The sequence below is a fragment of the Corallococcus terminator genome, assembly GCF_003611635.1.
Classification (GTDB): domain Bacteria; phylum Myxococcota; class Myxococcia; order Myxococcales; family Myxococcaceae; genus Corallococcus; species Corallococcus terminator.
The window spans coordinates 1-3618 of record NZ_RAVZ01000547.1 but is presented as its reverse complement, the minus strand read 5'-3'; the positions used below and the strand labels follow the sequence as shown (position 1 = coordinate 3618).

Here is a 3618-nt window from a genome sequence, read left to right as displayed (position 1 = left end):
GCCGACCTCGAAGCCGTAATAGATGGGGGGCGTGCCGGAGCTGTCCAGGCGCTTGAGGGCCTCCGGCGTGGGGTTGGTGAGCGTCAGCGGACCCGCCAGGTGCACGCGCGTGCCCAGGAAGGCCGCGCTGTTCTGGCCCAGGCCGAGCGACGCCTCGAGCTGCTCGACCGTCACCTCGTTGGCCGGGGGCATGCCGCCCACGCCCGCGTCGGTCGTCTTGGGGGTGATGGCGAGCGGTACGGCGGGCGTGCGCTGGTTGGCCAGGTGGTGACGACGGCCGGAGAACGGCTCGTAGTTGGGCTCCGTGCCGAAGTAGCCCTCGATGTCGACCGTGTCGCCCGGCTGCGGGCGGTACGCGTCCGGCGTGTCCGTGTAGAACTTGTGGATGAACAGGCCGTCCTTCGGGGCGGCCGGATCCGTCACCCAGAAGTACGAGCGCCAGGAGCTGTTGCCCAGCTCGCTCAGCTTCTCGTAGTGCACGCCCGTGACGACCACGTTGCGCAGCGTCGCCTTGCTGCCGAACGACAGCTTGCGCGCCGCGGCGATCTGCCCCGTCGTGCCCGCGTCCGTCGTGCCCGCGTCCGTCGTGCCAGCGTCGGTGTTCGTGCCCGCGTCCGTGCTGCAGACACCCGTACAGCCAGCGTCGGGGACGGGATCGGGATCGTTGTCACGGCCACCACAGCCGGCCGCCGTGGCAATCGCAGTCGCAGCCAGGAGCGCCGCGGCGCCCAGTTTCTTGCGCAGTTCCATTCGTATGTCTCCGGGGGGTGAGGGCGCCGCGCTTCTTGAAGTCCGACGCCTGTCGGGCTGAGGATTCAGGCCCTTATACCGGCCGCTCACCAGGGCCGGCAAGGAACGGACCGGCCCCCTGCCCGTGACATCGTTGTGAATTCAGGAATAGGTGGATCAATGCTGCCGCGTGACACGTTTTTGCAGGGTCTGAAGCCCACGTTGCACATCGCGCACCGCGGCGGAGCGCTGGTGGCGCCAGAGAACACCCTGGAGGCCTTCCGCCTCGCGGTGGAGCAGCACCGCACCGACATGCTGGAGCTCGACGTGCATCTGACGCGCGACGGCGAAGTCATCGTCGCGCACGACGACACGCTGGAGCGCTGCACCGACGCGGAGGGCCCGCTCGCGGCGCGCACCCTGGAGGAACTGCGCCGGCTGGACGCGGGGTATCGGTTCAGCCCGGACGCCGGGCGCACCTTTCCCTTCCGGGGCCGGGGCGTGCGCCTGCCCACGCTGCGCGAGGTGCTGCGCGCCTTTCCGTCCCTGCGCATCAACGTGGAACTCAAGCCGGACGTCCCGGGCGCCGAGGACGTGCTCGCCCGCCTGCTGACCGAGGAAGACGCCCTGGGCCGGGTCTGCCTGGGCAGCGAGCAGGACGCCATCGCGGAGCGGCTGGTGCGGGTGCTGCCCGACGCGTGCCACTTCTATCCGCGGGATGCGCTGGCCGCGTTCATCCTGACGCTCAAGGCGGGTGAGGCGCCGCCGGAGGACGCGCGCTACTCGGTGCTCGACATGCCGCTGTACTTCGGTGAGGTGCGGCTGGTGGATGACGCGCTGCTGAAGGCCGCGGCGGAGCGCGGCAAGTGGATCAACGTGTGGACCGTGGATGATCCGGCGGAGATGGACCGGCTGCTCCAGGAGGGCATCGGCGGCATCATGACGGACCGGCCGGATCTGCTCCGCCAGCGAATGGACGCCTCCGGAAAGCCGGGCTAAGCCTTCAGCTCCATGCCCCGCCCCACCGCACGCGCGCGCCCGGCGCTTCGTGGCGCTCGCGGGCAACATCGGCGCGGGCAAGACCACGGCCGCGAAGATGATCAGCCAGGGCTTCGGCTTCGAACTGTTCGACGAGCCCGTCATCGACAACCGCTTCCTGCGTGACTACTACGGCGACATGTCGCGGTGGTCGTTCACGCTGCAACTGGAGTTCCTCATCCGGCGCGTGGAGCACCACGAGCTCATCCACTCCGTGAGGAAGAGCTGCGTGCAGGACCGCACCCTGTACGAGGACCCGGAAATCTTCGCCAAGTACCTGCACGGCCTGGGGCACATGACGAACGCGGAGCTGGACCTGTACTACGAGTACTTCCAGCGGCTGTCGCGCCACATCGTCCGGCCCGACAAGGTCATCTGCTTCGACGTGTCCTCGGAAGAGGTCCTGCTCCAGCGCATCCGCACGCGCGGCCGGGCGGAGGAGAAGGGCATCGGCAAGCAGTTCCTGAAGGGCCTCAACGGCTACTACGCGGGCTTCCCGCAGGTGCTCCAGGAGAAGTACGGCGTGGACTGCCTGGTGGTGGACGTGTCCAAGCAGGACATCCGCCGGGGCCCGGGCCGCGAGGAGTTCCTCGACCGCGTCTCCGCATTCCTGGCCTGACGCCGCGCCTTCCGTTACACGCTTCGGGGCCATGCACGACCTGACCCCGAAGAGCCCGCGCGACTCCGAAGTGGTGATGACGCAGCTCATCCTCCCCCCGGACGCCAACAACCTGAACGCCGCGTTCGGCGGGAAGGTGATGCAGTGGATCGACATCTGCGGCGCCGTGGCCGCCCAGCGCCACTGCCGTCAGGTCGTGGTGACGGCGTCCATGGACGACCTGCACTTCCACGCCCCCATCCGCGTGGGCTGGATTGCCCTGCTCCACTCGCGCGTGCTCGCCACGTTCCGCACGTCGCTGGAGGTGGGCGTCACCGTGCACGCGGAGAACCCGCTGACGGGCGAGCGCCACCTCACCACCAGCGCGCTGCTCACCTTCGTGACCCAGGACAAGGACGGCAAGGGCGTGCCGGTGCCCCCGCTGCTCCTGGAGACGGACGCGGAGCGCGACGCCTTCGCGGAGGCCGAGGCCCGCCGGGCCCAGCGCCGGGGCCGCGGCAAGGAGGAGCAGTCCTGGATGAAGGTCATGAAGCCCGTGGCCGGCGCCTGAGCCTCCGGGCGCGCAGGACAAGCGAAGGGCCGGGGGCACGCCTGTCTGGCGTCCCAACCCGGCCCCTGCCCTGCTTCACCTGTCAGCGCGACTCAGGTCGTGAACGACGTGCCGCAGCCGCAGGACGACTTGGCGTTCGGGTTCTCGAACTTGAAGCCCGCGCCGGTGATGCTGGTGACGTAGTCGATGTGCGTGCCCGACAGGTACTGGGCGCTCAGCGCGTCGGTGGCGATCTTCACGCCGTCCTGCTCCCAGATCTGGTCGCCGGCCTTGGACTCCTTCACGAGGTTCAGGTCGTAGCCCAGGCCGCTGCAGCCGGACGGCACCACGCGGATGGAGAAGAAGTAGTCCTGGAAACCCTGGGCCTGGATGACCGTCTTCACCTGGGCGAGGGCGGCGGCCGTCAACTGGACGGGCACATTGGCGGCGGGCTGGGAGACCGGCGTGGAGCCGGCGACGGCGGTGGAAGTGTCCATGTGCTTAAACTCCTCGTGAACGGCGCCTCATAACGCCCTGGCGCCTGAAAAGCCATGGGACCCCACGGGCCCCTTCCGGTGAGAACACAAGATAACCCCCATGCCCATCCCTGAAATCTCCCCGGCCGAGCTGGCCCGGCGCCTGGCCGGCCCCCCCGAATCCCGCCCCTGTCTCTTATACCCATCTGACGCTGCCGACGAAGCTA

Annotated in this window: 5 protein-coding genes; 3 read left to right on the top strand and 2 right to left on the bottom strand. The window is 69.0% G+C overall.

The annotated features are described in order from the left end of the window. A partial coding sequence (locus D7V88_RS39810) for a hypothetical protein (RefSeq protein ID WP_120545726.1) occupies positions 1-750 on the bottom strand: 750 nt, incomplete at its 3' end. 159 nt (positions 751-909) lie between these two features. On the opposite strand from D7V88_RS39810, the gene D7V88_RS39805 reads away from it, so the two are divergent. Genes D7V88_RS39805 through D7V88_RS39795 form a run of 3 tightly spaced genes read left to right on the top strand, consistent with a single transcriptional unit; the run spans position 910 to position 2936 of the window. Next, positions 910-1728 carry a glycerophosphodiester phosphodiesterase family protein gene (locus tag D7V88_RS39805; RefSeq protein WP_120545725.1) on the top strand — a complete coding sequence of 273 codons (819 nt, stop codon included), beginning with the start codon at positions 910-912 and terminating at the stop codon, positions 1726-1728. Beyond that, positions 1685-2386, top strand: coding sequence for a deoxynucleoside kinase (locus D7V88_RS39800; protein WP_120545724.1), 702 nt, complete (start codon positions 1685-1687; stop codon positions 2384-2386). The genes D7V88_RS39805 and D7V88_RS39800 overlap by 44 nt, the downstream gene beginning before the upstream one ends. Before the next feature lie 31 nt (positions 2387-2417). After that, entirely contained in the window at positions 2418-2936 is a 519-nt protein-coding gene (locus D7V88_RS39795; protein ID WP_120545723.1) for an acyl-CoA thioesterase, read from the top strand. Between the two features lie 92 nt (positions 2937-3028). On the opposite strand, the gene D7V88_RS39790 is transcribed toward D7V88_RS39795, so the two are convergent. Continuing rightward, entirely contained in the window at positions 3029-3412 is a 384-nt protein-coding gene (locus D7V88_RS39790) for a HesB/IscA family protein (protein ID WP_120538085.1), read from the bottom strand. Between the last annotated feature and the right edge of the window lie 206 nt (positions 3413-3618).